Origin of the sequence: Draconibacterium mangrovi, from assembly GCF_010586825.1 — a bacterium.
Taxonomy (GTDB): Bacteria; Bacteroidota; Bacteroidia; order Bacteroidales; family Prolixibacteraceae; genus Draconibacterium; species Draconibacterium mangrovi.
This window is the reverse complement of record NZ_JAAAGB010000020.1, coordinates 1-6031: the sequence shown is the minus strand read 5'-3', so window position 1 is coordinate 6031 and position 6031 is coordinate 1. Positions and strand designations below refer to the sequence as shown.

At 39.4% G+C, this 6031-nt stretch carries 4 protein-coding genes; 2 read left to right on the top strand and 2 right to left on the bottom strand.

Annotated features, from left to right (window positions below; translation table 11 throughout):
- Positions 1-1436: HYR-like domain-containing protein (locus G4420_RS23155; RefSeq protein WP_163326331.1), on the bottom strand; the 1436-nt coding region annotated here is incomplete at its 3' end.
- Positions 1437-2219: 783 nt separating this feature from the next.
- Here G4420_RS23155 and G4420_RS23150 point away from each other — a divergent pair.
- Complete coding sequence (locus tag G4420_RS23150; protein WP_163326330.1) at positions 2220-4304, top strand: alpha-L-fucosidase; 2085 nt, start codon at positions 2220-2222, stop codon at positions 4302-4304.
- A 22-nt stretch (positions 4305-4326) separates the two neighbouring features.
- Positions 4327-5694, top strand: a complete 1368-nt coding sequence (locus tag G4420_RS23145; protein WP_163326329.1) for an alpha-L-fucosidase — start codon at positions 4327-4329, stop codon at positions 5692-5694.
- Between the two features lie 89 nt (positions 5695-5783).
- On the opposite strand, the gene G4420_RS23345 is transcribed toward G4420_RS23145, so the two are convergent.
- Positions 5784-6031 (bottom strand): hypothetical protein (locus tag G4420_RS23345; RefSeq protein ID WP_204273804.1); only part of this gene is annotated, 248 nt, incomplete at its 5' end.

Below are 6031 nucleotides of genomic sequence, written 5' to 3'. Positions count from 1 at the left end.
CCACATGCATCGGTAATTGTTAAGCCGTTAGCGGTAAGGTAAGCCAAAGTATTTGTAGCAGGAGTTGCATCAGCAGGGCTACATCCTTCGTCGTTGATTACAGTGAGGGTTCCTGTAATTGCAGGAGCCTGAGTATCATCAACAGTAATGGTTTGCTGAGCAGTAGTTTCATTTCCGCAAGCATCGGCAACTGTATAGGTTCTGATGATTGTCCAGGGGCATTCGCCGGTGGGTTCAGAATCAGAACTTGTTACAATAAGATTTTCATTACCACTCGCATCGGTAATTGTTAAGCCATTAGCGGTAAGGTAAGCCAAAGTATTTGTAGCAGGAGTTGCGTCAGCTGGACTACATCCTTCGTCGTTTATTGTGGTAAGGGTTCCTGTAATTTCTGGTGCCTCTCCATCCCCAGGTGTCACATCAAAAGTACCTTCGAAAAGGCAACCATTAGCATCAATTATTGTATAGGCTTGTCCATTTCCAGCAGTAACAACAAAAATTCCAGTGGTATTTGGAGTCCCGTCAACAGAATAAGTCAATGTGCCAGTACCTCCATCTCCATCAATGTCAATAGTAGCGAATCCTCCCGAGCAACTAATGGGGGTAGTTATTGAATAGCTTGCAGTAATAGCGTCTGGTTCACCGATAGTTAAGGTATCACCATCAGAATGTCCATCAGAATCTGTGGCCGTCCATGTGTAGCTACCAGCACCAACATTATCAAAAATGAATGTAGAAGTTGTGTTTACAGTTGAACCATTAAAAGTAACACTATAAGGACCTGTACCACCACTTACTAAAAATTCTACAGACGTTGTTTCTCCATTACAATTTATAGGATCAAAGCTGGGTACGACGATAAATGGTCCCTGTGCAATAATATCTTCAATTTGAGCATTACAAGCAGAATAATTTCCTTCAAGACATGTAGGCATATTGTCATCGGTGTTATCCCAGCCAACAATCATATTCTCAAGACCAACCAAACTGTTAATCTCTCCATTGATAACATAGTTAGGTATTGGTTGATATATACGATAAACATTCGTTTCTATATTTCCTGGAGCATGAGCCTGAATAAAGATGGTGGTATCTGAACCATCAGTCCTGTATTCTCTCAAGTCAAACTGGGCATATAGGTCATATTTATTCCCTGTTTTTACTACACTAATAAAAATATAAGCATCAGTTGAATCAATATAGTTGCCTATATTATCATCGGTAAATTCAATTCCTTCATAAGTGCCTATAAATGCTCCAACCACGTTTGCAGAATTTGCCGTACAATTTACAGTTGAATCAGCAGGTTCACAAACATTACTGGGAAGCAAATCGGGGTAGTCTTGTGCTTGCCCTTGAAAGACTCCGGAAAACAAAAACACCAACCCAAGTAGTAGGGTCCGTGTTAAAATTGATTTGGGTAGAATTTTTTTCATATCGATGTTGATTTAATAAGTTGCTTAATTCTTTTACATAAAGTCAGAAGCATCACAATACAAATGTTCATTAACACTCGTCTGATTTGCCTAATAAAACTGTTGATATGAAATTCGCGGAAAGATTAAATAACCCCTTATTTTTTACCTTCTTTAAATTTCAGAATCAATAAATTACTTATGCAAATTATGACTTAATATAATAAAAACCAAATTTTAATTTGTAGTTTGCTTCGTCCATTTTAATCTACAATAATGTTTAGTACGTTCGTGCTTTAATTAAACAATCAGTATGCCATTAGTCGTAAGTGATTCATTAATAGACATATGGGTGAAATTGGCATTCTGTTTTATCGTTTCATTCTGGGACACAACTCCCGTAATGGAAAAATAAATACAGAAAAGTATTTTAATAAAAATCGTAATTATGTTATTCTTTTTGTTGCGTATTTTAAGTATTTGACGACTTTTTATTTCAATCTGCAATAACTGCTGGCTATTTACTATATGCATGCTTATGAATAATGTCTCCCGATTTATGACTGTTGGGGTGGACTCAGGAGAGTCTACCACTATTGCCTGCCGGTAGTGAAGGTGAGCCAGGTAATAGAAATGTTCTTATTGGGATCAGTTTCCTCGCCAATTTTGTCGTGAGGAGTTCAAATCAATCTACACTTGATTCTTATATTGATAGCATCAAATGTTTGTCTTGAGATAAAACAGCTTTTTCAAATATTCATTATATATTTATCAAGTTTATAAAAATATTAAAATCTAAAACCAATGACTAACAGATTATTTGGGCTATTTGCATTGTTAATTTCTGTTTCATGCAGTAATGTAGCTCCTCCGGAACCCGTATTACCCGTGCCTTCTGAAAGACAATTGGACTGGAATGACATGGAATATTATGCGTTTGTTCATTTTAATATGAATACCTTTTCCGATATGGAATGGGGCTTTGGCGATGAAGATCCCGATACGTTTAATCCAACCGAATTGGATTGCCGCCAGTGGGCCCGGATTTGTAAGGAAGCCGGAATGAAAGGAATTATTCTTACAGCTAAACACCACGATGGATTTTGTTTGTGGCCTACGGCTACTACTGAGCATTCGGTTAAAAGTTCTTCGTGGAGAAATGGGGAAGGAGATGTGGTACAGGAATTAGCTGATGCCTGTAAAGAATACGGTTTAAAACTGGGGCTTTATCTGTCGCCATGGGATCGTAATAATCCGGAATACGGAAACGATAAATACATTGAGATTTTCAGAGCACAGTTGCGTGAGTTGATGACCAACTACGGCGATGTTTTTGAAGTTTGGTTTGATGGTGCAAACGGTGGAACCGGTTATTACGGTGGTGCCAATGAAGAACGGCGGGTGGATAAACTTACTTATTACGACTGGGAAAATACCTATAAGATTATTCGCGAGTTACAACCCAATGCCGTAATCTTCTCTGATGCAGGACCTGACGTAAGATGGGTCGGTAATGAAGATGGATATGCTTATCCAACCACCTGGTCCAACTTATTGCGCGATGAGATTTACGGAGGAATGCCTGAGTATTCGGAAAAATACAGTAAAGGCCAGGAAAACGGAACACATTGGGTACCGGCTGAGGTTGATGTGTCTATCCGTCCGGGTTGGTATTATCATAAATACGAAGATCACAAAGTGAAAACTTTGCCGCAGCTGCTCGATATATATTATAATAGTATAGGCAGAAACGGTTCGCTGCTCATTAATTTCCCGGTTGATACTCGTGGCTTGATTCATGAAAAGGATGAAGAACAAATTCTAAAACTGGCCGAAGCAGTAAAAGCTGATTTTGCCAACGATCTTGCCGCCGGAAAAATTGCAGAAGCCACAAACGTAAGGGGTAATTCAAAGAAGTATAAAGCCGCCAATGTTACCGATAATGATCCGGATACCTATTGGGCTACCGACGATGACGTTATTCAGGCATCATTAACCATTGATCTGGGCGAAGAAACAACCTTTAATCGTTTCCTTGTTCAGGAAGACATTCGTTTGGGGCAACGTGTAAAGGCTTTCTCAGTGGAGGCATTTATTAATAATAAGTGGGAGGAGATCGATTCTCAAACTACAATCGGTAGAAAACGTATTTTGCGACTGCCGGAAACTACAGCTTCGAAAGTTCGCTTTACCGTTAATGATTCAAAAGCCAGTCCCGTCATCACAAAAATCGGCATTTACCATGCGCCAAAAGTGATTGTTGAACCTAAAATTTCGAGAACGAAAGAGGGTATTGTTAATATCGAGGCTTTTGATAATGGACTTAATATCTATTATACTGTTGATGGAACGGAGCCTGATCTTAATTCATTAAAATACAATACGCCGTTTGAATTATCTCAGAAAGCAACTGTAAAAGCCATTGTTGTTGATCCGAATGAAAACACAATGAGCACAGTTTCGGTCGCTGAGTTTGATGTTCCTAAAACAAAATGGAAAGTAGTTGGGACATATAAAGATGCAGAAAAGGCAAACCTGATTTTCGATGGAAATGAAAATACGGCGTTTACAGTTGGAGAATCAGCGCCTGTCGATTTTATTTTCGACCTTGGGGAAAGTTTGACAATTTCCGGTTTTAAATACCTGCCCGATCAACAACGTTTCAATCCCGGTATCATATTTAATTACAAGTTGTATTTAAGTAACGATGGTAAAAGTTGGAAACAGCCGGTTGCAGAAGGTGAGTTTTCCAATATTCGAAACAGCCCGGTTTGGCAAACAAAAAGTTTTACTCCGGTTAATGCGCGGTACATAAAATTTACTGCTTTGTCTCCGGCCGAAGAGAATGGCAAAGTTGGAATTGCGGAATTCGATGTTATTACACAATAATATATAAGCTAAACCAAAATGTATGAAAAAAGCAATTTTATTGATTATGCTGATAGCGGTTGTGAACCAGTTGGCATTCTCGCAAAAGAAAATTTGGAATGAAACCCCGGAGCAAAAAGTCGAACGAATGAAGTGGTGGACCGATGCACGTTTCGGAATGTTTATTCACTGGGGGTTGTATGCGCAGGCAGCGCGTCACGAGTGGGTAAAAAAACGTGAACGAATTTCGGATGAAGATTACCAGAAATACTTCGAGATTTTTAATCCTGATCTTTTTGATCCGTCAGAATGGGCAAAAAAGGCCAAAGCTGCCGGAATGAAATATGCAGTTATTACTACCAAGCATCACGAAGGCTTTAACATGTTCGCATCAGATTACACCGATTATAATGTTATGAATACGCCTTATGGTAAGGATATAATAAAACAATGGGTGGATGCTTTTCGTGCCGAAGGCCTTGGAATCGGATTTTATTATTCCTTAATCGACTGGCATCATCCTGAATATACTATTGATCGGGTTCATCCGCAAAGTGCATCTTCAAAAGAAGAGTACGATGAGCTGAATAAAGATCGTGATATGAGTATTTATCGTGAATATTTGAAAAACCAGGTTCGCGAGATATTAACTAATTACGGACAGATCGATATTCTTTGGTTGGATTATTCTTTTCCCGGAGAGTTTGGAAAGGGACGAGACGATTGGGGATCGATAGATCTGATGAAAATGGTTCGTGAGTTACAGCCGGGTATTATTGTTAACGACCGTGCCGACCTGAAAGATTACCAGGGCGGATGGGATTTTACAACACCCGAACAGTTTAAAGTGGATAAATGGCCCGAAGAGGATGGAGTGCGAGTTCCATGGGAAACCTGCCAGACGTTTTCCGGCTCGTGGGGTTATTATCGCGACGAGCATACCTGGAAAGACAATAAACAGCTACTGGTTTTATTAATAGAGTCGGTAAGTAAAGGAGGTAACCTGTTATTAAATGTAGGGCCAACCGCCCGGGGTACTTTTGATGAGCGTGCGGATAAAGCGCTCGTTGAAATGGGAGAGTGGATGAAGTATAACAGCAGGTCGATATATAATTGTACGCAGGCGCCCGATGAATTTGAAGCGCCGGATAACACATTGTTAACATACAATCCGGAAACAAACAGGTTGTATGTGCACTTGTTGGACTACCCGTTGCAGAATTTCCTGATGCGCGGATATGGCGATAAAGTGAAATATGCCCAGTTCTTGCACGATGCTTCCGAGATTAAGATCGGCAAACCATATGGCCATTGGATAGAGCAAAAGCATGCCGAAAATGATATAAATCTGTTGCTTCCTGTGAATAAACCCAATGTTGAAATCCCAGTAATTGAGCTTTTCTTAAAATAACAGGAGTTTAGATAAAGCATATGAAGGCCCTGGAAGTTATTTTTCAGGGCTTTTTGTTTTAATTGAAACCATAAATTCATCGCAATTATTTAATACAAGAAGTGTAACCCTATTTGGTTCTTCTCGTAATAATCAATCCGTCTACTTTCTTTTGAAAATAGATTACATCTGGCTTTCAGTTGATTAGGAAAAACAACGAAAAAAAGATGTCTAAAAAGGGTGTAAAAGTTTGGAAGTATAAAAACCTTGATTACTTTTGCAGCCGCTTTGAGAGAAGCGATGTTCATAGAAACAATGGGAAATAGAACGGCAAAGGCAGGGCCGGTAGTTGGGAAGG